The organism is Halorubrum sp. Ea8, assembly GCF_002252925.1.
Classification (GTDB): Archaea; Halobacteriota; Halobacteria; order Halobacteriales; family Haloferacaceae; genus Halorubrum.
The window spans coordinates 96,571-119,194 of record NZ_NHPF01000068.1; the positions used below are offsets into that span (position 1 = coordinate 96,571).

Consider the following 22,624-nt stretch of genomic DNA (forward strand, 5'->3'; position numbering starts at 1 on the left):
CGAAACGCTTGGGCCGTCGGCGCCCCGAGTCGGCGATCATGACCGCGCCCCGCGTCGTCTCGCTGGCCCCGAGCGCGACCGCGACCGTGACCGCTCTCGGCGCCGCCGACGCGCTCGTCGGCGTCACCCACCACTGCGACCCGCCCGCGGATGCGGGGTCGGCGCACGGGAGGGAGTCCCCGCTCGCCGTCGGCGGGTGGCTGAACCCCGACCTCGACCGCGTCGCCGACCTCGATCCGGACGTCGTCCTCACGAGCGACGGGCTTCAGACCGACCTCGCCGACGCGTGTCGCGAGCGCGGCTTCGACGTCCGCCACCGCGAGCCGGCGACGCTCGGCGAGGCGGTCGAGGCGTTCGCCGCCCGCGGCGCCGACGTGGGGCGGCCGGAGGCGGGAGAGCGGCTCGCCGCGGAGGCCCGCGGGCGGCTCGATCGAGTCGCCGAGGCGGTCGCGGACCGCCCCCGACCGACGGTGTACTGCGAGGAGTGGTCGGACCCGCCGATGGCCGCCGGCAACTGGGTGCCCGACGCCGTGCGCGCCGCGGGGGGCGGCTACCCGTTCGTCGACCCGGGCGAGCGCTCCCGCGAGGTCACTCTCGCGAGCGTCGAGGCGGCCGATCCCGACCACCTCGTCGTCCACGTCTGCGGGCACGGCGACCGGGTCGACCCCGCGAGCGTCGCGGAGCGCGACTGGACCGTCGACGCGCCCGTTCACGTGATCGACGACTCCCTCCTGAACCAGCCGAGCCCGGCGCTGATCGACGGCGTCGAGCGACTGGCCGAACTGTTCCACCCGGAGGCGTTCCCGGGGTCGACGTCGTAGCCGCGGCACCGACCCGCGGCGCCGACCCGACGGCTATTCGTACTCCGTCGCCCAACCGCCGGTATGCGAGTCGGCGTCGGCAGCGGCAACCCGGTGAAGCGGCGCGCGGTCGAACGGGTCCTCGAGTCGTCGCGGGGGCGGGACCTCGCCGCCGAGCGCTCCCCGGACCCGACGACCGTCGCGGTCGAGTCGGTCCCCGTTCCGTCCGGAGTGAGCGAGCAGCCGACCGGTCACGCAGAGACTATCGCCGGCGCGGAGAACCGCGCCGAGACGGTCCTCGACGCGGGCGCGTACGACCTCGGCGTCGGGATCGAGGGCGGCGTGGCGCGGTTCGACGGCGCCGAGGAGCTGTTCCTCGTCATGTGGGCGGCGATCGACGACGGGTCGCAGATGGGCCGCGGGAGCGGACCGAGCGTCGCGCTCCCCGCGGACGTTAGCGCGCGGATAGCCGGCGGCGAGGAGCTCGGTCCCGTGATGGACGACGTGCTCGACACGACCGGCGTCGCGAAACGCGGCGGCGCCGCCGGGGCGCTGACGGCCGGCCGGGTCGACCGCGCCGACGCGTTGGCGACGGCGGTGGCGGGGGCGCTCGGCCCGTTCGTGTCCGACCTGTACTGAGTCGGCGACGGGTCTCGGTCCCGCGGCGTTCGGTTTTCGTACCGAAACCGGGGACCGGTCCGGTGGTCGACGGTCTTTTTTCGGGGACGAATCACCCGACTGCGGCGTGTTAACCGGGTCTACCAACCCGCTTATGGGCGGACGTCGCCTGTATCGGGTATGAGCACGGTCCAATCGGACGCCGTCGTCGTCGAACCCGCCGGCCTCTCCGCGAAGCAGGCGCGGATCCTGCGCTACCTGCGCGAGAACGCCGGCGACCGGACGTACTTCAAGTCGCGGCTGATCGCCGACGACCTCGACCTCTCCGCGAAGGAGGTCGGCGCGAACATGGGCGCCGTCGCCGAGGCGGCCGCCGACATCGATGTCGAGAAGTGGGGGTACTCCTCCGGCACGACGTGGATGGTGACGGAGTAGAGGCGGGAAGGGTCGGAGAATAGCATCGTCGGCTACGGTTGTCGGCTACAGCCCGTCGACTACGGGCAGTCGATTACGGGTCGTAAGCGACGATTTCGGCTGCGTCGTCGGCGAACGCGACGGCGTCGGCGTCGAACGAGTCGGCGTATCGGACCACGAGCGTGAGCAGCCGTTCCGGCTCGGTCAGCACGTAGCCGTCGGTCCGGTCGAGCAAGCCGGCGTCGTCGAGCGCGCCGGCCGCGGCGCTGATCGTCGGCCGCGACACGTCCAGCGCGGCCGCGAGCTCCGCTCCCGTCGCGTCCGGGTCGCGCAACAGCGCGAGCACCATCCCGCGGGGCGTGTCCCGTCGGAGGTACCCGAGCGCTCGCTTGTCGAGGTCGTCGAACCGACCCGACGGGAAGTACCGGCGGTAGTCGGCGTCCTTCGTCGACTCGATCTCGCCCGCCTCCTCCAGCTTCCGGAGGTGGTACTGCGCCTCGCCGGTCCCGAGCCTGAGGTCGTCGCGGAGCTTCGAGAAGTGGGCGCCGGGGGTCGTCGGCACGTAGCCGCGGATCGCCTCGCGGGTCTCGTTGGCGTCGTCGCCGCCGTCGGCGCTCGCGGTCCCGACGAAGGGCGCGGCGGCTCCGATGGCGGCGAACCGCCGGAGCGTCTCGCGCTTCCGCCCGTCGAACCCATCAGTCACGCGAGAGGATAGTCGGCCGCGCGACAAAAGCACTTCGTTCGGGGCAGCGTCAGAATATCCGGTCGTTCGGGCGGCGATACGGGAGATACGTATCGCTGGCGACGGCGGTATCGGCGTCGCGGCCGATCAGGATTTTCGAGGTGGAGCCCCCGACCTCAAGGAGCGAACGGAGTGAGCGAGTAGGTCGGGGAAGAAACCGACATGGTACGACACAACCGCCACACTGCGACCGACCGATTCCCGTGTCTATAACTACCGTCGGGTACCCTCTGAAAACATGGATGTGCGTCGAACCGCCGTCGTGAAACTCGCCGTTTCCGACGAGCAACGCGACGCACTCCACCGAACCGCCGAGCAGTACCTGTACTGCGCGAACCGAACCGCCGACTACTGTTGGTCCGACACCTCCTACACCGAGTGTAAGACCAACAAGCGAGAGGTTCGTGACGCGCTCTATTCCGAACTTCGAGAGGAGACAGACCTACAGGCCCAACTTGTCCAAGCCGCTATCAAACGCGCTGTCGAAGCGGTCAAAGCGTGTGTCGAACGGTGGAAAAAGGGACAGCGCGTCTCTCAACCGACGTTCACCGCCGAAACGATGGACTACGACACCCGGAACGCAACCTTCTACCGGAACAAGGTGTCGCTGGCAACTGTTGAGGGCCGAGTCGAACCGTCGTTCGTTCTCCCGGCAGACAGTCCGACGCCCTACGAGCGGTACGTACTCTCCGAGAACTACGAGTTCCGCGAGAGTACGCTTCGGTACGACACGGCCACTGACGAGTTCTATCTCAACATTTCGATGCGACGGACAGACGGTGATGGGGTTTCGGAAGATACCGGGCACTCCGACCAAACTGTCCTCGGTATCGACCTCGGCGTCAATAGCCTCGCTGTGTCCTCAACCGGCACGTTTTGGCAGGGGGACGACTACGACCACTGGTGTCGTGAGTTCGAGAAGCGACGTGGCGAGATGCAACGGCGCGGCACGCAGGCCGCACACAAGGCCCTGCTTCGCCTCGGGAAGCGTGAAGAAGCCTGGCGCAAACAGTATATCCACACGATCGCCAACGAACTCGTCTCGGAAGCCGTCGAACACGACTGCGACGTGATCGCGTTCGAAGACTTGAGCGACATTCGAGAACGACTTCCACAGGCAGAGTGGCACCACGTCTGGGCGTTCCGACGCTTGTTTGAGTACGTCTCCTACAAAGCCCCTAAACAGAGTGTCTCCGTGGAACAGGTCGAGCCGAGCCACACATCCCAACGCTGTTCTCGGACGGACTGTGGGTTCACGCACGAGAATAACCGCCATGGAGAACAGTTTGAATGCCAGAAGTGTGGGTATGAGGTGAACGCGGATTACAACGGCGCAAAGAATATCGGGCTACGGCACGCTCGAAAGCGGACACACAGACTCCGTTCCTCGCCCAAGTCGGGGAGCGGAGACGCACAAGTAGACGTGCGTGTGAATGGTGGGACGTTGAACGGTGAGAGTCACCAGCCTATTGCTGGCGACTGATTGCCGGGAGTCTACATCAAAGTCTCATCACCAGAAATCTCTGATTTCTGGTTAGCAGTCAGAACGCGGCACGTTCTGACGACACCCTCAAGGACCGAGGCGCGGAGCGCCGAGGGAGTAGGGTGGGGTAGTTTACGTCTCGCGCTCGACCTCTTCGTCGACTGGCTCCTCGTCCATCTCCTGAATGACCTCGTCCGCGGACTTGATGTCCGCGCCGGCGCCGCCGGCCTTGACCGCTTCGGCCTCCTTCTCCAGCTCCTCGACGTCCATCTCGGCGGACTCCTCGATCTGCCCGAGGATCTCGTCGATGTCGTCGAGCCCGAGCATCTTGCGGGTGTCGTCGTCGAACTCCTGTCCCTCGAGCCCCTCCATGTCCTGAACGTCGGAGCCGGAGAGTGCCTTGCCGTAGCGGCCGACGAGGCTGGTGAGCTCCTGCGGGAGGACGAACGTCGTCGATTCGCCCTTGCCGATCTCTTCGAGCGTCTCCATCCCGCGCTCGATGATGGCGCGCTCGCCCATCGACTCCGCGGACCGCGCCCGGAGGACCGTCGAGATCGCGTCCCCCTGCGCCTCGAGGATCTGGCTCTGCTTTTCCCCCTGCGCCCGGATGATGTTCGACTGCTTGTCACCCTCGGCCTGCTCGACCGCCGAGCGGCGTTCCCCCTGCGCCTCGAGGATCATCGCGCGGCGGCGGCGCTCGGCGGAGGTCTGCTGCTCCATCGCCTGCTGGACGTCCTTCGAGGGGTTGACCTCACGGACCTCGACGCTCTCGACGCGGATCCCCCACTCGTCGGTCGGCTCGTCCAGCTCCTTCCGGATCTTCGCGTTGATCTCCTGGCGCTTGTTCAGCGTGTCGTCGAGCTCCATGTCGCCGAGGACGGCCCGGAGCGTGGTCTGCGCGAGGTTCGAGACCGCCTTCTTGTAGTCGTCCACCTCGAGGAACGCCTTCTTCGCGTCCATCACCTTGATGTAGACGACCGCGTCCGCCGTCACCGGCGAGTTGTCCCGCGTGATCGCCTCCTGGCGGGGAACGTCGAGCGTCTGCGTCCGCATGTCGAACGCGTACGTCCGGGAGACGAACGGCGGGATGAGGTTGATACCCGGTTCCAGCAGCTTCCGGTACTCGCCGAACACCGTGAGCGTCTTCTTCTCGTAGGCGTCGACGATCTCGAACGACTGCCAGAGCGTGATGACCACCAGCAACAAGAAGAGTAGGCCGATGCTCACCAGGCCGAAGCCGAAACCGGATTGGAGGGGAGTCGGGTCCATACCCCGAACTTAGGCCATCCCGTTCTTAATACTTCGCCCACGTGAGGGCTCGTTCCGCCGATTCTGGCGCAAGTCGCGGCCGCGGGTCACGCCCCGTCCGCCTCGAACCGCTCCGCGACGGCGTCGAGGGTCGCCCGCACCTGCCGCTCGTTGAACCGCCGGACCACGGGCTCTCCGAGGGAGGTCAGCGCGTTCTCCGGGAGGTCGTACTCCGCCGCGTACGTCAGTCTCGTCCCGCCGTCCGTCGGCTCGAACGTCAGGTCGATCGCGCCCGTCAGCCGACCGCGGAGCTCGAATGTCATTCGCTCGGTCGGTTCGTGGACCGTCTGGACGATCTCCCCGTCGATTCCGAGGCCCGCCATCCGGTAGGTGTACGCCAGACGCTTCCCGCCGTTCGGGAGCCGCTCGACGTCCCTGACGGCTTCGAGGCGGGGCGTGACGGCGGCGTGGTTGTGCGGGTCGTCGAGGAAGTCGAAGACGGACTGCGGGTCGGCGTCGATATCGGCGGAGTCGCGTGCGCTGAACATGGAGCGAACCGGTGTTCAGTTCCGCGAGCGCGGGTCGACGTACGCCTCGACGAGCTTGCGCTCGGCCGCCCGGAGGTGCTGGTGGAACGTCTGTCGGGTGATCCCCATCCGCTCGGCGATCTCGGAGCCGTCGACCGGGCGGGGCCACTCGAAGTACCCGTTCAGCTCGGCCGTCTTCAGCGCCGACCGCTGGCGGTCGGTGAGGCGGTCGTCGACGGCCGCCGCGAACTCCGTCAGGCTCCGGTCGCGACTCTCGCGCTCGACGCGGGAGCGGAGCTCGACGCTCTCGTACTCCGCGCGGAACACGTCGAGCATCCCGCGTACGTCCTGCTCTGGCGGCGCCTCGATGGTGATGCTCGCGCTCGTCGCGTCGGCGGTGGCCTCGACGACGACGCCGCCGTACTCCGCGAGCCGCGTCAGCGGCGGCGACTGGGTGGCGGTCACGGCGATCGTGACGTCGCCGTTCGTCTCCGAAACCAGCCGGGCCGACTCGACGAACGGAAGCGCCTCGACCTCGCTCACGTCCTCGGTCGGGTCCGACGCCCTGAGGTACAGCTCGCAGGCGTCGTCGTCGAGGCGCGTGGTGCCGAGGTGTTCGATCTCCCCGCCGAGCGCGGCGGCGACCCGCGAGAGCGAGAACGAGGGGTCCCCGATCGCGACCCGGAGCTCCACGACGCGGTCGGTCGTGAGGATGCGGGTCGTCTCCACCGAGTGGAGCCCGTTGGCGATCATCTTCCCGACCGACTCGCACACCTTCCGCTCGCGCCGGTCGAGGGCGTTCCCCTCGCTGCTGTAGATGCCGAGGAGGCCGTACCGCCGGTGGCCGTACGTGATCGGGACGACGAGGAGACGGGGCGCGCCGACCGCGCTCGGTGCGAGCCGGCCGTCCGAGCCGCTCCCGGCGGCCCGCCCGTGGACCTCCTCGGTCTCGATCGCCTCTCTGACTTCCGGCGGCGTCTCGTCGAGGGAGAACGACGCTCCCGCCTCGAGCGAGATCCCGCTCGCCGCGGTCACGTCCAGCCGCCCCGTCGCCGACGAGACCTCCGCGATCCAGCCGCCCATGTATCCCGGCTCGTCGGCGATCTCCTCGCAGACGCGCTCGGCGATCGTCTCCGAGTCCCGGCTCTCGACGAGTATCCTGCTGATTTCGCTGAGCAGTCCGTTCACCCGGCCGAGGACACGGTCGAGGGCCTGTCGCTCCGTGGCGAGCTTCTCCGCGCGCTCCTCCGCGAGCTGCTCCGCGCGCTTGCGGTCGGTGACGTCGTTCTGGAACCCGACGTAGTGGGCCAGGTCGCCGTCGGCGTCGTACACCGGGGCGACCGTCAGCTCGTTCCAGAAGGGGGTTCCGTCCCGTCGGTAGTTCCGGATCTCGACGGTGATCTGCTCCTCCGCCGAGATCGCGCTCGAGAGCCGTTCGACCGTCTCGGGGTCCGTCCCGGGACCCTGTAGGAAGCGGGGGTTCCGACCGATGGCCTCCTCGGTCGGATACCCCGTGTGATCTTCCCACGCGTCGTTGACGTACACGAGCGGGTAGTCGGGCAGTTCGGGGTCGCTGAGACTGACCCCGACGGGCGCCTCGCTCACTGCGCGGCTGACCTCCTCCACGCTGGGCTCGTGCCCCGAGACGTCCTGCTTGGCGCCCGGCGCGCCCTCCGCGGAGCAGACCGTCGAGACGTCGGTCACCAGGCGATCGATCGACGCGGAGCCGTTCTTGTGGAGGAACTCGTCGACGCCGCTCTCGAAGGCGGCCTCCAACACTTCCTCGTCCTCCACCGCGGAGAACATCACGACCGGAATCCGAGCGTCGGACTCCTCGATCGCCTCCGCCAGCGCGAGACCGTCGTCGCCCGGCAGGGAGTACTCGCTCACGATGCAGTCGTACTCGCCAGTGGTCACCTTCGCCACCGCGGCGGTGGCGTTGTTGACCGTCGTAACGTCGAACCCCGCGGCGCCGAGCGCCGACGTGATTCGATCGCTCCCCTCCTCCGGATGGACCAAAAGGGCCCGAGAACCCGGCATAGGATGCCTTTCGTCGGCCGAGGAATTAAGGTTTGATACCGGCGAAGGATGACCGGGTTACTTAAAAGACTCCATAATTTCGGCGTGCACACAACACGCTCGGACCCGTACATGCGGACATGTCCACGCGAGCCGTGAGCCGCGCCCGTCGCCGACTTTTCGGAGAACCGGAACGGACCGCTATCGACGCCTCGCGCGCCGCGCTACTGGTCCTCACCGTCGCGTTCGCCGGCGTGTACGCGACCGGCACCGAACCGAGCCTCCGGACGCAGATGCTCGTGTACCTCGTCGGGATGGTCGCGCTGAACCTCCCGCACGGCGGGTACGAGCACTTCTCGAACCTCCGGCGCCGCGGGCTCCCCTTCGGCGCGCGCTACGTGGGGCTGTACCTCGCGTTCGTCGTCGGCTTCGTGGGGCTGTTCGTCGTCGCCCCGATGCCGGCGCTCGCGCTCGCGTTCGGCACGGCGGTCGCGAAGGGGGGGCACGGCGACCTCCACGTGATGGACGCGCTCGTCGGCACCGACCACCTCGTCTCGCGGCCGCAGCGCGCGCTCGCCGCCCTCGTCCGCGGCGGCGCCGTGATGATCGTCCCGGCCGTCGCGTGGACGGAGACGTTCTACGGCTTCACCGGCTACATGCTGAACGTGTTCGACGGGTCGCTCGTCGGTCCCGCAGCGAGCTCGCCGGAGGCGTTCACCACGGCGCTGGGCGCGGCCTACGGGCTCGGCGTCCTCCTCCACCTCGGCGGCGGGCTCGCGACGGGCGGGGGCGTCACGCGGTCGTGGGTGCTCGACGCCGCCGAGACGCTGCTGCTCGTCGGCTACTTCGTCTTCGTGCCCGTGGTGATCGCCATCGGGCTCTACTTCCCGCTGTGGTACTCGCTGCGGCAGTCCGCCCGGAGCATGGTCGTCGAGGAGGCGCGGCCGAGTCGGACCGAAGGCGTCTCCGTCGTGATGGCGTGGGGCGTGCTCGTGGTCGGCGCGCTCGTGACCGCATCGGTCGCGAGCGCGCTGTGGCTGGTCGCGCCGAACCCGCTCGCCGGCGGCTCGCTGCTGCCGGGGGCGGTCGCCTTCTACACGATCTTCGTCTGTATCATCGCGCTCCCGCACGTCGTCGTCGGCGAGTGGCTCGACTTCGGACGGGGGATCTGGTACGTTCCCTGAGCCGACGGCCGCACGCGTCTCGACCGGCCGCGACCCGGCGTCTGCGGCCCGGTCGCTCGACAGATAACAAGCACTAAAACCCGGCTCGTCGACCGATCCGGTATGCGTTTCCGGTTCGTCGAGCGGCTCGGGCTCGCGGACGCGGTGACGGTGGCGAACGCGGCCGTCGGCTTCCTCGCCGTCGTCGCGGCGGCCGTCGACCTCGAGCTCGCCGCCCGGCTGGTGCTGCTCGCCGCCGTCGCCGACGGGCTCGACGGGGTGGTCGCGAGACACCGCGGCTCGACCGACGCGGGGCCGTACCTCGACTCGCTGGCCGACGTGGCCTCGTTCGGCGTCGCGCCGGCGACCCTCGTCGCGGTCGTCGTCCTCGACGCGGCGTCGTTCGCGAGCGACCCCGTCTTCGTCGCCGTCGGCGTCGGCGCCGGCGCCCTGTTCGTCGCGACGGCGGTCGCCCGGCTCGGGCTGTACACCGCGTACGACAGCGACGCCCGCGAGACGGTCGGCGTGCCGACCACGCTGGCGGCGACGATCCTCGCGGCCGCGGTGATCGCCGGCTACACCGACCCGAGCGTCCTGATCGCGGCGACCGCCGCGTTCGCGCTCCTCATGGGGACGACGGTCACGTACCCGGACCTCCACGCGCAGGACGCGCTCGTGATGGGCGTCGTGCAGGCCGCCGTCATCCTCACTCCGGCCGGACACATGTTGACCGACGCTCTCCCGGCGTGGATCGGCGAGGGATTCGCGTTCGCGCTCCTCTTCCTGGCGTGCGGCTACCTCCTCCTCGGCCCGCGGTTCTACTGGGGCGACGGGATCCGGTCACCCCCCGACGACGCGGACGAACGCGGGGTCTGACCCGCGGCGGGCCGCGAGGTCGCCGGGGCGGATGCCCGACGACGCGGAGTGCGTACCGAGCCGGCGGCTCGGCGAACGCGGATCGGGGAACGGAAAAACGGCGTCGAGGCGTCGGCGTCGGAGCGGCTTACAACAGGTCGTCGAAGTCCTTGTGTCGGGTGATGTCGACGCCGTCCTCGGTAACGACGGCGACGTTGATGCCGTTGCCGGACGCGAGGTCGCGCTCGACGGCGGACTGGATCGCCTTCGCGGCGATGGTCTTCGCCTCGTCGACGGTGACGTCGTCGTGGTACTCCTGTTCGAGGACACCGAGGGCGTACTGGGAGCCGGAGCCGGTGACGGTGTACTCCTCCTCGGTGGTGCCGCCGAGGGCGTCGATGGAGTAGATGTGGGCGCCCTCGTCGTCGACGCCGCCGAGGATCGGCTGGACGATGAAGAACGCGCCCGTCCGGAGGAGGTTCCCGGTGAGCGTCGACAACGCCTCCATCGACATGTCCTGGCCGCGACGGGTCTCGTAGAGGCTCGTCTCGGCCTTGAGCGTGGAGATGAGGTTCTGTGCGGCGGAGACGGAGCCGGCGATTGTGAGGGCGCCGCGGGGGTGGATCTCCTCGACCTTCTGGACGTCCTTCGAGGAGACCATGCCGCCGAGGGAGGCGCGCATGTCGGTCGCCATCACGACGCCGTCCGCGGTCCTGATGCCGACGGTCGTCGTCCCGGTCTTCATCTCGCCCTCGCCGTCGGCCTGCGCCGCGCGGCGCTCGCTGTGTTCGAACTCGCCGAGCTCGGGTCCGAAGACGGGCTGGTCGCGGCCCAGCTCGTCGGCCGTCCCCTCGGAGAGGTCGCCAGTCGGTGTTCGCATTACGCCTTCGTTGGCCCGGCGCGCAGATAAAGGCAACCCTTCGGGGACCGCCCGCCGGTTCCGACGGGCATATTCGTCGCGGGCCGTCGCGGCCCGCGCGTCGCGGTCGAGTCGGTCGATCGTCGCGACGAGGCCACGGCTCCGCGGAACGTGAGACGGAGAGCGAGCGGGGACGAACGGGCGGCCGAACCGACGCGAGCGCCGTCGCTCGGCGATGGGAACGGACGGTCCGGGTCGAAAACGGTCGCCTACTCCTCGACGCGCTCGTACACCTCGCCGGTGGTCTCGACGAGTCGGCCGACGGGGACGTTGATACCGAGGCGCGTGCGGGCGAAGACGGCCACCGGGAACAGCGAGATACCAATCGCGACGGTCGCCTGGTGGATCCCGAAGATGGCCGCCGAGCGGATGCGGTCGAACATGGGTCTTCGAACGACCGGAACGGAGTTGTATATAAATACTTTCCGGCGCGTGCTGACCGGCTACCCCGACGCAGTCATGCGTTTTCGTATCATAGATTAACGATTATGAAATATAATCGGCGGACTGTCACGATCGGCATATCCACGGCGGTGTGAACCCCGCTCGTTTCCATAAGTTACGAGTAACCATCGCACCTCGTGCGCCTCGCATCCGGGGGGCGAAGGGGTCCCCGCGACCGTCGTCGAGACGCGGCGGCGGACCCCGTTCCGGCCGCGGACCGAACGGGATTTATCCGGGGCGTCGCGTACGGAGAGACGTGCAGAACGTTACGGACCGGACGCGCAACCCCTTCGGGATGCGCCCGGACTGCCGGTCGTTCGTCCCCGGTTACGGCGACGCCAACGCCGACTTCCACGTCGTCGGCGACCGCCCTGACATCCACGGCGGCGTCGAGACGGGAATCCCGTTCACCGGCGAGCCGTGGTCGCCGGCGTTCCTCTCGGCGCTGACCGAGGGGGGACTGCTCGCGGGGATCGCCGAGGGCGCGGCGCCGGACGGTACGAGCGGGACCGATGGGACCGCGCCGGCGACGAGCGACGAAGCCGCGCCGGCGACGAGTAACGAGATCGCGGCGAACGGGGGGCGATCGGACGGAGACGCGGAGTTCGAACCGCTCCGCACCGAGCGCACGTACTTCTCGTACCTCCACATGTGCGTGCCCGACGGCGAGCCGACCGAAGCGTCGTACGACGACATGGAGCGCTTCTTCGACGCCGAACTCCGCGCGATAGCCGCGCACGTCCTCCTCCCGGTCGGCGCCCGGGCGACCGCACACGTCCTCGAGCAGTACACGGCGCGGGCGTGGAAGACCGAGATCGACATGGACGCGCTCCACGGCGAGGAGCTCCTCGGCTCCGGGTGGCTCGTCCTCCCGGTCAAGGACCCGGCCGAGTGGGCGGCGGGCGACGCCGAACGGCTCGTCGACGCCCTCCGGGAGCTGCGGTCGACGGACTTCCGTCGCGAGAGCGACCTCGGACGCTTCATCGCGGGGAGCGACCCGTACCTCGTTCGGTGAGCGAGTCGCGCCGACCCAGGCGGAGTCGATCGGACCGCGCGTCGGCCGTCGGACCGCGCGTCAACCGTCGGATCGCGCGTCGACCGTCGGCCGGATACGCGTGCGGTTTCGGCCCTCCTCCGACGTGTGGATCGGCACATCCGAATAGAGAGCGGCGATTCGGTGCCCGATCGTCAGCTATACCTCTACCGCGCCAGCCATATTTGTCACTACTCCCCGAATTTTATACCGGTCCCCGTTATTCGTCACCAGACGCCCGAACGATCGGGCGTCGGCCGTAGGACTGGTACTCCATACGGCGGCTTGGTCAGCAGCGGCCCTCACGGGCCGTTTTCCGACGAAAAAACTCAGTCGCGGAGCGCCCGCGCCGTCGAGTCGTCCCGTTAGCGACGACGCGAGCGGCGTCAGTCGCCCGCCAACAGGTCCTCGAGGTACCGGCCGACGTGGTCGTCCATGCGCCGCTTGAACCCGGCCCGCCGGGCGAGGCGGTCGAGTTCCCGAGAGACGTAGGTCCCGTACTGGACCGCCTTCTTGTCGGCCGTCCGGACCGACTCCGGCACGCGTCCGGCCGCCGCCCGACGGAGCGCGACCTTCCGTTCCCCGTCGCTCGCGAGCAGTTCGCCCGGCAGCGCGAGGGCGGCCGAGACGACGCGGTCGTCGAGCAGCGGCGCGACCGGTTCGACCCCCGCCGCGCGGAGCGCGAGCACGTCGCGTTCGAGCTGGGCCGGTAGCGTCCGGACGGTCTCGGTCCGGGCGCCACGGACGGTGTCCGCGTCGACGCGGTCGTCCGTCGCCGGCTCGACGACTTTGCTGTAGCCGCCGAACAGCTCGTCCGCGCCCTGCCCGACCGCGAGCCGATCGACCCCGTCGGCCGCGGCCGCCTCGGCCGCGAGGTACAGCGGCACCGCGATCGCGAGGTCCATCGGGTTGCGACGTCCCGTGACGCCGGCGACCGCCCGGACGGCGCGCAGTAGCTCCTCGTGCGTGATTTCCACGACGCGGAGCTCGCGGTCCATCGCCGCGGCCGCCTCGCGTGCGGCCGCGACGTCGTGACACCCCTCGAAGCCGGCGACGTAGCAGGGCGCGTCCGGGGCGCCGGCCGCGACGAGCCCGGAGTCGACGCCGCCGGAAAAGGCGACGGCGAGCCGGCCGGGTTCGGCCTCGAGCCCACCGAGCGCGGCGTCGACCGCGTCGTCGACCGCCGCCTGCGCGGGACCCGGGGCCGCCGGCGCCTCGTCGGGGAGGGCCCAGACGCGTTCGACCCCGGTCGCGGACGCGACGCTCCCCGGCGGAACCGGCGTCGGGTCGTCGAGGGCGGTCCGCGAGAAGCTCCACGCGTCCGGGTCGGTCGGTCCGTGGCCGGCCGGGGCGCCGGCGGTCACGGGATCGATCGCCTCGCGCTCGACGAACAGCGGCTGGCGCCCGAGGACGTCCCGGACGAGGACCGGCCCGTCGCGGCCGGGCGCGTCGAGGAGACGGCCCGCGAACCCGCGCCCGCCGGGGAGGGGATCGCCGTCGCGGAGGGCGTCGCGAACGCGGTCGGGCGACGTCCCGCGCAGGTCGGCGGAGGGGAGTTCTGCCATCGCGGTCTACCGCAGCGCGTCGAGCGCGCGGAGCGCGCGGCGCTTCGCGCCGCCGCCGAACTGGCGGAGCGAGATGCGCCACGGGGTCCGTTTCCCGACGACGCTGGTCCGACCGTCGCGGATCGCGGAGAGGATCGCGTCGGCCGAGTGTTCGTCGGCGCCGACCTCGGTCACCGCCTGGCCGACCATCTCCGAGATGTGAGCGTCGCTGCCGGCCGTCATCGGGAGCCGGTTCCGGATCGCGAACTTCTCCGCCTGCCGGTTCGAGCGCCCCGTGAACAGCCGGGAGTTGTACACCTCGATGGCGTCGGCGCCGGCGAGCTGGTCGTCGGTGATGTGGGCGGCGACGCCGTGGCGGGACTTCTGGAAGGGGTGGGGGACGACCGCGATCCCGCCCTGATCGCGGATGCGGTCGAGCGTCTCGTCGAAGGGGAGCCCGCTCTCGACGCGCTCGTCGATGCCGAACGCGAGCACGTGACCGACCGCGCAGGTCACTTCCATGCCGACGATGCCGACGAGCCCGTATTCGGGGGCCTTCTCGGCCGCCTCGATGCTGGCGTCGATCTCGTCGTGGTCCGTGACGGCGAGCGCGTCCAGCCCGACCGCGGCCGCCTGCTCCAACAGGAGGTCGACCGGGTCGCGGCCGTCGTAGGACAGCGCGGAGTGCGCGTGGAGCTCGACCGATAGCACGCTCGTTTCTTCGGCGGTCGTCTTAAAAAGCGCCCCGGTCCGGGGCGGTCAGAACGCGCTCCCGCCGACCGTCTCGCGGTAGATTCCGGTGCCGCGGTGGGCCGTCTCGTCCCACGTCTCGACCGCGACCCGAATGCGAGTGTTTACGGCGTCGTCGGGCGCGTCCTCGATCCGGAGCGTCGAGTCGCCGATGCGGGCGACCGTCTCGCCGCCCGCGTCGCCGGTGACCATCACCTCGAGCACGTCGCCGGGCTCGTAGTCGGGTGTCGACCCCCGGAACGACCACCCGGCGAGGAACTTCTCGAAGCGGCTCATGCGCGCGACACCTCCTCGGAGATCCGGTCGGGGATGTACTCCCGCCCGAAGCCGGTGATCGCGGCCAGCAGGAAGACGATGACGAGGAACCAGCCGTGGAACACGTACGGCACCACCTCGATCGGGTTGACGACCATCTCCGCCCCGTACTGCTCGCCGAGCCCGCCGGGTCCGACCATCACCTGGTAGCCGACGAGGACGCCGCCGGCCCACGGGAAGATGTACCCGAGCGCCGAGGTGTTGGCGTCCAAGATGTTCGCGCGCCGGTAGCCGTTGATGTTGAACTTCTCGCCGATCCGCGCGATGTACGGCGCGATCGCGATCTCCGCGGCCGTGTTGATCGTGATCATTCCGTTGATCGTCGCCGTGCCGAGGACCATCGTCAGTTCAGCGCGGCGGACGTTGGTCGCGACGGAGTTGAGCAGGAACTCCTGAATCGCCGCGAACCCGCCGCCGCGGATCATGATCTGCGCCATCGCCACGATCAGGAGGGTCAGCACGATGAGCGGGAAAAACCCGGTCGCGCCCGTGTACAGACTCCCGCCCACGCCCGCCGTTTCGCCGACCGCGACGAACGGGAGCGAACTGAACGTTCCGGCCTCGGGCACCGTGAACACGAGGACGTCGCTCACCGACGAGAGGCCGAACGCGAGGTTGAACGCGACGGCGACGACGAGTCCCCACGAGATCGCCTCGACGATGTGACGCCCGGCGACCGCCGTGAGGATGACGGTTCCCATCGAGACCAGGTGGACCAGCCCGAGTGCGTTCGCGGATTCGCGGAGCGCGACGGCACCCTCCAGACTCACGCCGGACATGATCGACCCCGCGATCAGGTACGCGGCGAAGGCGGGGATCGCCGCCGCGATCGCGTACTTGAACCGCGAGGCGACGACGCCGCCGATGTCGGCGTCCTGCGTCACCGCGCTCACGATCGTCGTGTCGCTGACGGGCGCGAGGTTGTCTCCGAACACCGCGCCAGACAGGATCGCGGCGAACAGCAGCACCGGGTTCGCGCCGATCAGCACGCCGGCCGGGAAGAACAGGGTGACGAACGCGATGGTGGCCCCGTACCCCGTCCCGATCCCGGTCGCGAGCAGGCCGCAGAGGACGAACGCGGCCGCCGGGAAGGTCGCCGCGCCGACGTTCAACGCGTTCGCGGCGAAGATGAGCCCCTCTACGAATCCGCCGACCTGCAGGGTGTCGGCGAACATGCCGGCCCACAGCCACGCCACGATCGCGGTCGCGGCGACGCGCTGGGTCATCCCCTCGAAGATGGTGTCGGCGTACGTCTTCCAGTCGCCTCGCGCGAAGAACATCCCGAGGATAGTCCCGACGAGCGCGCCGATGACGAGGCCGTTCGTGTCGCCGATCCCGAGGACGCCGCTCTGGAAGATGGCCCAGACGATGAAGAAGGCGAGCGGGATCGTGCTCGCCCACTTCCCGCCGTAGAAGCTGATCCGGGGCTCGTTCGTCGCTCCGGACTCGTCGCCGAACCCGCCGTCGGCGACGAGGACCGGGTCGCCGGCCGACTCGCGACCGCCGCTCGGCGGTGCACCGTCCGGCGGTACGCGGTCCGGCTGGACGTCGTCGGGCGGTTCATCGGGGGGTTCGTCGTCGACGCGATCCGCCGAATCGTCGTCTTGTGGATCGATCATGTGACGTTCCTACGCGGCCGGTGACCGACGACCCACCTAAATCCTCCTTTCTCACGCCGCGTGCCAGACGGTCGGTCGATTCCGTCCCGGACGCGTCGCGGTCCACAAGAACACCCTTAAGAACCCCGGCGGCGAGGTCATGGATGGGAACAGCACAGCTGCAGATCCGACGCGCCGGGGCCTCTTCGCCCGCGGCTTGGGAATGTAGCAGTGCACCGACGCCTCCGGCGTCGCGGCTCGGGCCGGTCCGCTCGCGCGGATCGGACCGCGGGACCGCTCGCTCGATGCGAGCCCTCGACAGCCGCGCCGCGCGGAGCCGCGGTCACGTTGTGGTTGTGCCGTTCCAATTTCAGACAATGGCACGAATGCACACGCGCCGTCGCGGTTCGTCCGGTTCGGACAAGCCGGCGACGGACGAGAATCCGGAGTGGAGCGACGTCGACGCCGAGGACATCGAGTCCCGCGTCGTCGAACTGGCGGAGCAGGGCCACGACCCCAGCGTCATCGGCCTCAAGCTGCGTGACGAGGGCGTCAAGGGCGTTCCGGTCCCCGACGTGAAGCTGGCGACCGGCAAGAAGCTCACCGAGATCCTCGAGGAGCACGACGCCGCCGCGGAGTACCCCGAGGACCTCCGCAAGCTGATGGAACGCGCCGTCCGCCTCCGCGAGCACATGGCGGAGAACGGCCAGGACTACCAGAACAAGCGCGCGCTCCAGAACACCGAGTCGAAGATCCGCCGCCTCGCGAACTACTACCGCGGCGACGAGATCGACGAGGAGTTCACGTACACCTACGAGCGCGCCGCCGAACTGGTCGGCGACGAGTAACGACGCCGCGCGACGCTCCGAGGAACCGACGCGGAACCGAAGACGACGCGACGCGCTGAACGGGCGACGAACCGCCCGCGACCGACGAACCGCCCGCGACCGACGAACCGCCCACGACCGATCCACGACAGCACCACCCGACCCATGACCGAAGCGACGACCGCCACGCCCGCCCCCGACGCCCTCGCCGACGTCCTCGCCGACGCGCCGTTCGCCCGGCTCGTCGCGACCGACGACGGCGACGCGCTGGCAGCCGCGGGGCTGCTCGCCCGGGCGCTGCGAGCCGTCGGCACGCCGTTCCAGGTCCGAGTCTCGACCGATCCGGTTCCCGGCGACGCCGACGACGGCGTCTCGGTGACCGTCGGGGCCGCCCGCGGTCCGCACGCGATCCCGGGCGCCGGACGCCCGGCGAGCACGGACGCGTTCGCGGTCTCGCGCGCGCTCGGCGTCAAGCCGGACCCCGTCGTCGCCCTCGCGGGCGTCGTCGCGGCCGGCTCCGTCCCCGGAACGGACGGCTCCGGCGACGCGCTCGACGCCGCCGAGGCGTCGGAGCGCGTCCGCCGGCGACCCGGCGTCGCGATTCCGACCGCGGACCTCGCGGACGGAGTCGCGGCCTCGACGCTCGTCCGGACGCCGTACTCCGGCGACCCCGAGAGCGCGCGAGCCGCACTCGCTGAGCTCGGGCTCCCGGCCGCCCTCGACGACGACGCCCACCGACGCCTCGCGTCGCTGGTCGCCGTCGACGTCGCGGACGCGGACGGGGGCAGCGCGCGGGCCGCCTCGGCGGTCGAGCGCGCCCTGCGCCCGTACGCGGCGGACGGCCCGTTCGAGACGGTCGGCGGCTACGCCGACGTCCTCGAGGCGCTCGCCCGCGAGGCCCCCGGAACGGGGGTCGCGCTGGCGCTCGACCCCGAGCCGAGCGACGACCTGCGGACCGCCGCGCTCGACGCGTGGCGGTCCCACGGGCTGGCGGCGCACCGCGCGCTCAACGCCGCGACGACCGGCCGGTACGACGGCTGCGTCGTCGTCCGCGTCGACCTCGCGGGGAGCGACCCGGACGAGGACGGCGCCGCCGCGCGCGACGCGGCCGCCGTCCTCCCGACCGTCGCCCGGCTCGCCCGCGACTTCCGGTCGCCCGAGCCGGTCGCCGTCGCGGTCGACGAGACGGCCGGTCGGCTGGCCGCGGCGGCGGTCGAGCCCCTCGGGCTCGGCGACGCCTGTCGGTCGGTCGCCACCGAGTTCGACGGCGACGGCTGGGGGACCGCCGAGCGCGGCGGGCTCGCGGTCGGCGCTGGCGGTGAGGGCGGCGGAACCGAAACCGACGGCGACATCACGGGCGCGCTCGCCGCGCTCAGGGAGGCGCTATGAGCGGGGACGACCCCCGTGGCGACGGGGCGACCCGGACGGCGACCGTCCGGACGACCCACGCCGACGCCGCCCTCGTCGCCGCCGCGCTCGCCCCGGACGAGACCGACTCGATGGCCACCCGCGTCGACGGCGACGCGATCGAGTGCGCGATCGAGCGGCCGACGACCGGCGGACTGCGGTCGACCGTGGACGACCACGTCGTGAACGCACGCGTCGCAGATCGAATCGTCGAGCGCGCGAGGACGCACCTCGCGGCCGACGACGGAGGGCGCCGCTCCGACACCAACGGCGACACCACCAACACATGAGCGAACGATCCGTATCCAAGAGCAGAGAACAGAAGCGCTGGTACACCGTGCTGGCGCCCGAACAGTTCGACCGGCAGGAGCTCGGCGAGACCCTCGCCGAGGAGCCCGACCAGGTCGTCGGCCGCACGATCACGACGACGCTCGGCGAGCTCACCGGCGACTCCGGCGCGAACAACACCAAGCTGACGTTCAAGATCACCGACGTCGGCAGCGACACGGCGTACACCGAGTTCATCACCTACGAGCTCACGCGGGACTACCTGCGCTCGCTCGTCCGCCGCGGCGCCTCCAAGGTCGAGGCGTCGATCACGGTGCTGACGACGGACGACTACCGCATCCGCGTCCAGCCCGTGGCGCTGACGACCAAGAAGGCCGACCGCTCCCAGGAGAAGGCGATCCGCCGCGTCATGATCGACAAGGTCCACGCGGCCGCCGAGGAGCGCACCTTCGTGGAGTTCGTCGACGCCATCGTCGAGGGGAACCTCTCCTCGGCCATCTACGGCGAGGCGAAGCTGATCTACCCGCTGCGCCGCGTCGAGGTCCAGAAGCTGACGCTGGAGGCGCGGCCGCGCGAGGTCGCCGCCGAGGAGGAGGCCGCCGTCGACGTCGACGCCGACGAAGTGGCGGTCGACGCCGACGAGTAACGCCCCGTCAGACGACCCCGTGCGACTTTTCCGTTTATAAATCGCCTAGCCGCGGCGCCGGCGCGAGACGGACGGCGCGTTGTGCCACGGCCCTACGTATAGAAGAGCCGCGGTGGCGCGTGCCTCCGAGTGGCCGACAGGCCACGAGGAGCACGCGCGAGGGACGCCGTGAGCGACGTGGGCGACCGGCGGGAGCCCGGAGCGAGCGGCGAGGCTGGGGAGGCGTGAGGTCGCGGTGCGGTCGCAACGAGAGCTTCGGAGGAGGTCATCGTAGAGTCAGCACCGAACCCACCGAGCGAAGCTTCACGAGCAACCGCTCACTCCACGGGACGCGTCAGCCGCTCGCGGTACGCCTCGAACCCCTGTTTCTCGTAGAACGCCAGCGCCCGCTCGTTGTCGGCGTCGACGTCGAGCCGGAGCTCCTCGCAGTCCCGCTCTCGGGCGTCGATCGCCGCGCGCTCCATCAGTCGGTCGGCGAGCCCGGTGCCGCGGAACGCCGCCGAGACGTAGAGGTCCCCGACGACGAGCCGGTCGGGGCGGTCGAACACGACGGGACAGGCGTCGACGCCGGTCGAGACGAACGCGACAAGGTCGCGGTCCGGGCCGGGGACGCCCGGAGCCGCGGGGGCCGCGGGATCGAGCGCCCCTGGCCCCTCGGAATCGAGCGCCGCGGCGTCGACCGGCTCGTCCGATCCACCGGCGGCGGCGACCGAGACCACCCAGAGCCGGTAGTCGTCCTCGCGGAGTCGATCGAGCCGGAAGTCGGTCTCCTCGGCGATCAGCTCCCCCTCGGGCCGGTCGGCGAGGGCGTGCCCGTCGACGCGCTCGGCGAGGTCGCGGTGATACGGGAGCCACAGCTCGGCGACGTACCGCGCCGCGGCGGCCCGGGTGGCCGACAGTCGTCGGAGTCGCATATGCCGTCGATCGACGCCGGCGACATACGCGTTCGGGTTCTTCGCGGGTCGCGTTCGGGGCGTGTTCGGGTCGCGTTGGAGGCGTGTTCGGGTCGCGTTGGAGGCGTGTTCGGGTCTCGGCCGGGGCGCGTTCGAGTCGCGTTGGAGGCGCGTGCGAGTCGTCCGCATCCTCCGATATCCGGGAGACGAAAGCTTGAAACGCCGCTCGCCCGACCCCAAGAGTATGGAACTGCGGGTCATCGAGAAGACCGACACGGAACTCCGCATCGAGATCGCCGGCGAGGATCACACGTTCATGAACGTGCTGAAGGGCGTCCTCCTGGAGACGGACGGCGTCGCGGCCGCGACCTACGACATGAATCCCGAACAGTCCGGCGGCCAGACGGAGCCGGTGCTGACGGTGAAGTCCGAGTCCGACGACCCGCTCGACCTGCTCGCCGACGCCGCGGCGGCGATCACCGACCGGACGGGCGCGCTGCGCGACGCCGTGCGAGCCGCCTGAACCGGTTTTTTCCGCGACCCCCGAGCGTCTTTTCGTCTCGTTCCGCCGCCTCGAAGCCGCTCGCTCCGCCGGACGAGGGGCATACCTAAGTGCCGACTCCAGAAACGGGCAGGTATGCCACCGAGCGTACTCATGCTGGGATGGGGGTACCCGCCGAACATCACCGGCGGGCTCGACGTCCACGTCGGCGAACTGTTCTCCGGGCTCCGCGACGACCTCGGGGTGGAGGCCACTCTCGTGTTGCCTGCCGAGTTCGCGCCGGACGACGAGCCGGGCCTCGAACCCGTGGAGACGGGCGACGGAGACATCGCCGCCCGCATCGAGCGCCTCAGCGACCGGTTCGCCGAGCTGGCGCCCGACCACGACGTGATCCACACGCACGACTGGTTCGGCTACGCGCCGGGGCGGCAGGCCGCCCGCGCGTCGGACGCGACGTGGGTCTCGTCTTTCCACTCGCTGGCGAGCGACCGCAACATCGACCCCCCCACGCGCGAGGTCGAGACCGAGCGCCGGCTCGCGAACGCCGCCGACACGAACATCGCCGTCAGCGAGATCGTCCGCGGGGACATCAAAGAGCTGTACGACGCCGACTCCCGCGTCGTGTACAACGGCTTCTCGACGCCGAAGTTCTCGGGCAAGGACGTCCGTGAGGACCTCGATATCGACGGCGAGATGCTGTTCTTCGTCGGCAGACACACCGACCAGAAGGGGATCTCCCACCTGCTGTACGCGATGAAGAAGCTCCGCGGGCGCGACGTCACCCTCGTCGTCGGCGGGTCGGGCCACCAGACGGAGCAGCTGAAGCGCTTCGCTGAGCTCCTCGGTATCGAGGACCGCGTCGAGTTCGTCGGCTACGTCCCCGAGGCGGAACTGGGCGACTACTACGCCGCCTCGGACGCGTTCGTCTCCCCCTCGTACGCGGAGCCGTTCGGGATCACGATCACGGAGGCGCTGGAGGCGGGGACGCAGGTCGTCGCGACGCCATCGGGCGTCGCCGAGGTGCTCCCCGACGGCTGTCTCGTGGAGGTCGAGACGGACTCGGAGTCGATCGTCGACGGCCTCATCGAGGCGCTCGACCGCGAGGAGCCGCCGCAGTACGAGCGTCGGGAGTGGCTGGACGTGGCGGAGGACACGCTGGCGGTGTACGAGGACGTGGCGTAGAGCGCGGTCCGACCCTCTCGATCCGGCCTACTCCTCGTCGCGGCGGTACACGTCGAACTCGGTCGCCGGCTCGGGGTGGCTGATACGGAACCCCTCGGCCGTCTCGACCACGCCGCGGGTGCTGCCGGAAGTGCCGCCGTACGGGCTCTCCTCGCCGTCGACTCCGCTCGCACCCTGATACGGCGAGGTGTACGGCGACCCCGACACGGGCTCGTCGAAGCTCTCGGGTGGGAGGTAGATCCGCTCGCCGCCGTCGGAGCGGACGACGACCGCGACGTCGCGGGTCCCGGTCACGTCGATGACGGTTCGTTCCCCCGTGACGCGCGCGTCGACGTCTATCTCGTCCATGTCTCACGTTGCGAACGGGGACGGTTTAGCAGTACCGGCGCGAGCGCCCGCCCGTCGCC

General features: G+C 70.2%; 25 protein-coding genes. 13 read left to right on the forward strand and 12 right to left on the reverse strand.

The window, feature by feature from the left end; genetic code table 11:
* The first annotated feature begins 38 nt into the window (after positions 1–38).
* The 3 genes from DJ74_RS06175 (at position 39) to DJ74_RS06185 (ending at position 1,853) form a co-directional block, all read left to right on the forward strand.
* Positions 39–821, forward strand: coding sequence for a cobalamin-binding protein (locus tag DJ74_RS06175; protein WP_094526678.1), 783 nt, complete (start codon positions 39–41; stop codon positions 819–821).
* A gap of 63 nt (positions 822–884) precedes the next feature.
* Positions 885–1,439 carry a DUF84 family protein gene (locus DJ74_RS06180; RefSeq protein ID WP_094526679.1) on the forward strand — a complete coding sequence of 185 codons (555 nt, stop codon included), beginning with the start codon at positions 885–887 and terminating at the stop codon, positions 1,437–1,439.
* A gap of 159 nt (positions 1,440–1,598) precedes the next feature.
* Entirely contained in the window at positions 1,599–1,853 is a 255-nt protein-coding gene (locus DJ74_RS06185) for a hypothetical protein (RefSeq protein ID WP_094525324.1), read from the forward strand.
* A gap of 73 nt (positions 1,854–1,926) precedes the next feature.
* On the opposite strand, the gene DJ74_RS06190 is transcribed toward DJ74_RS06185, so the two are convergent.
* The gene (locus DJ74_RS06190; RefSeq protein ID WP_094526680.1) at positions 1,927–2,535 is read right to left on the reverse strand and encodes a MarR family transcriptional regulator; all 609 of its coding nucleotides are present in this window, start codon (positions 2,533–2,535) and stop codon (positions 1,927–1,929) included.
* 277 nt (positions 2,536–2,812) lie between these two features.
* Between DJ74_RS06190 and DJ74_RS06195 the strand changes: the two genes are divergently transcribed.
* Positions 2,813–4,057 (forward strand): RNA-guided endonuclease TnpB family protein, encoded by a 1,245-nt coding sequence (locus DJ74_RS06195; RefSeq protein ID WP_094526681.1) that lies wholly within the window; start codon positions 2,813–2,815, stop codon positions 4,055–4,057.
* 132 nt (positions 4,058–4,189) lie between these two features.
* Here the strand turns inward: DJ74_RS06195 and DJ74_RS06200 are convergent, their stop codons facing one another.
* The 3 genes from DJ74_RS06200 to DJ74_RS06210 form a co-directional block, all read right to left on the reverse strand.
* On the reverse strand, positions 4,190–5,326 hold the full coding sequence (locus DJ74_RS06200; RefSeq protein WP_094526682.1) for an SPFH domain-containing protein: 1,137 nt from the start codon (positions 5,324–5,326) through the stop codon (positions 4,190–4,192).
* Between the two features lie 86 nt (positions 5,327–5,412).
* Positions 5,413–5,853, reverse strand: a complete 441-nt coding sequence (locus DJ74_RS06205; protein WP_094526683.1) for an SRPBCC family protein — start codon at positions 5,851–5,853, stop codon at positions 5,413–5,415.
* A gap of 15 nt (positions 5,854–5,868) precedes the next feature.
* Positions 5,869–7,872, reverse strand: a complete 2,004-nt coding sequence (locus DJ74_RS06210) for a bacterio-opsin activator domain-containing protein (RefSeq protein ID WP_094524790.1) — start codon at positions 7,870–7,872, stop codon at positions 5,869–5,871.
* Positions 7,873–7,991: 119 nt separating this feature from the next.
* Here DJ74_RS06210 and DJ74_RS06215 point away from each other — a divergent pair, with 119 nt between their 5' ends.
* Both DJ74_RS06215 and DJ74_RS06220 read left to right on the forward strand, forming a co-directional pair.
* On the forward strand, positions 7,992–9,035 hold the full coding sequence (locus tag DJ74_RS06215; RefSeq protein ID WP_094526684.1) for a Brp/Blh family beta-carotene 15,15'-dioxygenase: 1,044 nt from the start codon (positions 7,992–7,994) through the stop codon (positions 9,033–9,035).
* 102 nt (positions 9,036–9,137) lie between these two features.
* A complete protein-coding gene (locus DJ74_RS06220) occupies positions 9,138–9,890 on the forward strand; it encodes a protein sorting system archaetidylserine synthase (RefSeq protein ID WP_094524792.1) in 753 nt (250 codons plus the stop codon).
* A gap of 127 nt (positions 9,891–10,017) precedes the next feature.
* Here DJ74_RS06220 and psmB read toward each other — a convergent pair whose 3' ends face one another.
* Entirely contained in the window at positions 10,018–10,749 is a 732-nt protein-coding gene (gene psmB / locus DJ74_RS06225; protein ID WP_094524793.1) for an archaeal proteasome endopeptidase complex subunit beta, read from the reverse strand.
* Between the two features lie 248 nt (positions 10,750–10,997).
* The gene (locus DJ74_RS19075) at positions 10,998–11,171 is read right to left on the reverse strand and encodes a hypothetical protein (RefSeq protein WP_170938344.1); all 174 of its coding nucleotides are present in this window, start codon (positions 11,169–11,171) and stop codon (positions 10,998–11,000) included.
* A 317-nt stretch (positions 11,172–11,488) separates the two neighbouring features.
* Between DJ74_RS19075 and DJ74_RS06230 the strand changes: the two genes are divergently transcribed.
* Complete coding sequence (locus DJ74_RS06230) at positions 11,489–12,247, forward strand: uracil-DNA glycosylase family protein (protein WP_094526685.1); 759 nt, start codon at positions 11,489–11,491, stop codon at positions 12,245–12,247.
* A 404-nt stretch (positions 12,248–12,651) separates the two neighbouring features.
* On the opposite strand, the gene DJ74_RS06235 is transcribed toward DJ74_RS06230, so the two are convergent.
* From DJ74_RS06235 to DJ74_RS06250, 4 genes are read right to left on the reverse strand one after another with little or no spacing between them, the layout of a single operon-like run.
* Positions 12,652–13,830 carry an asparagine synthase C-terminal domain-containing protein gene (locus DJ74_RS06235; RefSeq protein ID WP_094526686.1) on the reverse strand — a complete coding sequence of 393 codons (1,179 nt, stop codon included), beginning with the start codon at positions 13,828–13,830 and terminating at the stop codon, positions 12,652–12,654.
* Positions 13,831–13,836: 6 nt separating this feature from the next.
* On the reverse strand, positions 13,837–14,520 hold the full coding sequence (locus tag DJ74_RS06240) for a PHP domain-containing protein (protein ID WP_094526687.1): 684 nt from the start codon (positions 14,518–14,520) through the stop codon (positions 13,837–13,839).
* A gap of 48 nt (positions 14,521–14,568) precedes the next feature.
* The gene (locus DJ74_RS06245; protein ID WP_094526688.1) at positions 14,569–14,835 is read right to left on the reverse strand and encodes a hypothetical protein; all 267 of its coding nucleotides are present in this window, start codon (positions 14,833–14,835) and stop codon (positions 14,569–14,571) included.
* The gene (locus tag DJ74_RS06250) at positions 14,832–16,493 is read right to left on the reverse strand and encodes a Na+/H+ antiporter NhaC family protein (RefSeq protein ID WP_094526689.1); all 1,662 of its coding nucleotides are present in this window, start codon (positions 16,491–16,493) and stop codon (positions 14,832–14,834) included. Before DJ74_RS06250 ends, DJ74_RS06245 begins: the two co-directional genes overlap by 4 nt.
* 356 nt (positions 16,494–16,849) lie before the next feature.
* On the opposite strand from DJ74_RS06250, the gene DJ74_RS06255 reads away from it, so the two are divergent.
* The 4 genes from DJ74_RS06255 to DJ74_RS06270 all read left to right on the forward strand — a co-directional run bounded on the left by DJ74_RS06255 (position 16,850) and on the right by DJ74_RS06270 (position 19,640).
* The gene (locus tag DJ74_RS06255; protein ID WP_094524799.1) at positions 16,850–17,320 is read left to right on the forward strand and encodes a 30S ribosomal protein S15; all 471 of its coding nucleotides are present in this window, start codon (positions 16,850–16,852) and stop codon (positions 17,318–17,320) included.
* Positions 17,321–17,464: 144 nt separating this feature from the next.
* Positions 17,465–18,688, forward strand: coding sequence for an exonuclease RecJ (locus tag DJ74_RS06260; RefSeq protein WP_094526690.1), 1,224 nt, complete (start codon positions 17,465–17,467; stop codon positions 18,686–18,688).
* Positions 18,685–18,996, forward strand: a complete 312-nt coding sequence (locus tag DJ74_RS06265; RefSeq protein WP_094526691.1) for a KEOPS complex subunit Pcc1 — start codon at positions 18,685–18,687, stop codon at positions 18,994–18,996. The genes DJ74_RS06260 and DJ74_RS06265 overlap by 4 nt, the downstream gene beginning before the upstream one ends.
* A complete protein-coding gene (locus DJ74_RS06270; RefSeq protein ID WP_094524802.1) occupies positions 18,993–19,640 on the forward strand; it encodes a 30S ribosomal protein S3ae in 648 nt (215 codons plus the stop codon). Before DJ74_RS06265 ends, DJ74_RS06270 begins: the two co-directional genes overlap by 4 nt.
* A 317-nt stretch (positions 19,641–19,957) precedes the next feature.
* On the opposite strand, the gene DJ74_RS06275 is transcribed toward DJ74_RS06270, so the two are convergent.
* Positions 19,958–20,554 (reverse strand): N-acetyltransferase, encoded by a 597-nt coding sequence (locus DJ74_RS06275; protein ID WP_094524803.1) that lies wholly within the window; start codon positions 20,552–20,554, stop codon positions 19,958–19,960.
* A 223-nt stretch (positions 20,555–20,777) separates the two neighbouring features.
* Between DJ74_RS06275 and DJ74_RS06280 the strand changes: the two genes are divergently transcribed.
* Positions 20,778–21,056, forward strand: coding sequence for a DNA-directed RNA polymerase subunit L (locus DJ74_RS06280; protein ID WP_094524817.1), 279 nt, complete (start codon positions 20,778–20,780; stop codon positions 21,054–21,056).
* Between the two features lie 132 nt (positions 21,057–21,188).
* Positions 21,189–22,217 carry a glycosyltransferase family 4 protein gene (locus tag DJ74_RS06285; RefSeq protein ID WP_094524804.1) on the forward strand — a complete coding sequence of 343 codons (1,029 nt, stop codon included), beginning with the start codon at positions 21,189–21,191 and terminating at the stop codon, positions 22,215–22,217.
* Positions 22,218–22,244: 27 nt separating this feature from the next.
* On the opposite strand, the gene DJ74_RS06290 is transcribed toward DJ74_RS06285, so the two are convergent.
* Positions 22,245–22,565 (reverse strand): hypothetical protein, encoded by a 321-nt coding sequence (locus DJ74_RS06290; RefSeq protein ID WP_094524805.1) that lies wholly within the window; start codon positions 22,563–22,565, stop codon positions 22,245–22,247.
* Between the last annotated feature and the right edge of the window lie 59 nt (positions 22,566–22,624).

Bases quoted from the DNA above. Each gene is read 5' to 3' on its own strand.
- DJ74_RS06200 (WP_094526682.1), bottom strand. From the start codon at position 5,326: ATGGACCCGACTCCCCTCCAATCCGGTTTCGGCTTCGGCCTGGTGAGC.
- DJ74_RS06220 (WP_094524792.1), top strand. From the start codon at position 9,138: ATGCGTTTCCGGTTCGTCGAGCGGCTCGGGCTCGCGGACGCGGTGACG.
- DJ74_RS06270 (WP_094524802.1), top strand. From the start codon at position 18,993: ATGAGCGAACGATCCGTATCCAAGAGCAGAGAACAGAAGCGCTGGTAC.
- DJ74_RS06285 (WP_094524804.1), top strand. From the start codon at position 21,189: ATGCTGGGATGGGGGTACCCGCCGAACATCACCGGCGGGCTCGACGTC.
- DJ74_RS06215 (WP_094526684.1), top strand. From the start codon at position 7,992: ATGTCCACGCGAGCCGTGAGCCGCGCCCGTCGCCGACTTTTCGGAGAA.
- DJ74_RS06280 (WP_094524817.1), top strand. From the start codon at position 20,778: ATGGAACTGCGGGTCATCGAGAAGACCGACACGGAACTCCGCATCGAG.
- DJ74_RS06175 (WP_094526678.1), top strand. From the start codon at position 39: ATGACCGCGCCCCGCGTCGTCTCGCTGGCCCCGAGCGCGACCGCGACC.
- DJ74_RS06210 (WP_094524790.1), bottom strand. From the start codon at position 7,872: ATGCCGGGTTCTCGGGCCCTTTTGGTCCATCCGGAGGAGGGGAGCGAT.
- DJ74_RS06205 (WP_094526683.1), bottom strand. From the start codon at position 5,853: ATGTTCAGCGCACGCGACTCCGCCGATATCGACGCCGACCCGCAGTCC.
- DJ74_RS06255 (WP_094524799.1), top strand. From the start codon at position 16,850: ATGGCACGAATGCACACGCGCCGTCGCGGTTCGTCCGGTTCGGACAAG.
- DJ74_RS06185 (WP_094525324.1), top strand. From the start codon at position 1,599: ATGAGCACGGTCCAATCGGACGCCGTCGTCGTCGAACCCGCCGGCCTC.
- DJ74_RS06180 (WP_094526679.1), top strand. From the start codon at position 885: ATGCGAGTCGGCGTCGGCAGCGGCAACCCGGTGAAGCGGCGCGCGGTC.
- DJ74_RS06235 (WP_094526686.1), bottom strand. From the start codon at position 13,830: ATGGCAGAACTCCCCTCCGCCGACCTGCGCGGGACGTCGCCCGACCGC.
- DJ74_RS19075 (WP_170938344.1), bottom strand. From the start codon at position 11,171: ATGTTCGACCGCATCCGCTCGGCGGCCATCTTCGGGATCCACCAGGCG.
- DJ74_RS06260 (WP_094526690.1), top strand. From the start codon at position 17,465: ATGACCGAAGCGACGACCGCCACGCCCGCCCCCGACGCCCTCGCCGAC.
- DJ74_RS06250 (WP_094526689.1), bottom strand. From the start codon at position 16,493: ATGATCGATCCACAAGACGACGATTCGGCGGATCGCGTCGACGACGAA.
- DJ74_RS06265 (WP_094526691.1), top strand. From the start codon at position 18,685: ATGAGCGGGGACGACCCCCGTGGCGACGGGGCGACCCGGACGGCGACC.
- DJ74_RS06245 (WP_094526688.1), bottom strand. From the start codon at position 14,835: ATGAGCCGCTTCGAGAAGTTCCTCGCCGGGTGGTCGTTCCGGGGGTCG.
- DJ74_RS06195 (WP_094526681.1), top strand. From the start codon at position 2,813: ATGGATGTGCGTCGAACCGCCGTCGTGAAACTCGCCGTTTCCGACGAG.
- DJ74_RS06290 (WP_094524805.1), bottom strand. From the start codon at position 22,565: ATGGACGAGATAGACGTCGACGCGCGCGTCACGGGGGAACGAACCGTC.
- psmB (WP_094524793.1), bottom strand. From the start codon at position 10,749: ATGCGAACACCGACTGGCGACCTCTCCGAGGGGACGGCCGACGAGCTG.
- DJ74_RS06275 (WP_094524803.1), bottom strand. From the start codon at position 20,554: ATGCGACTCCGACGACTGTCGGCCACCCGGGCCGCCGCGGCGCGGTAC.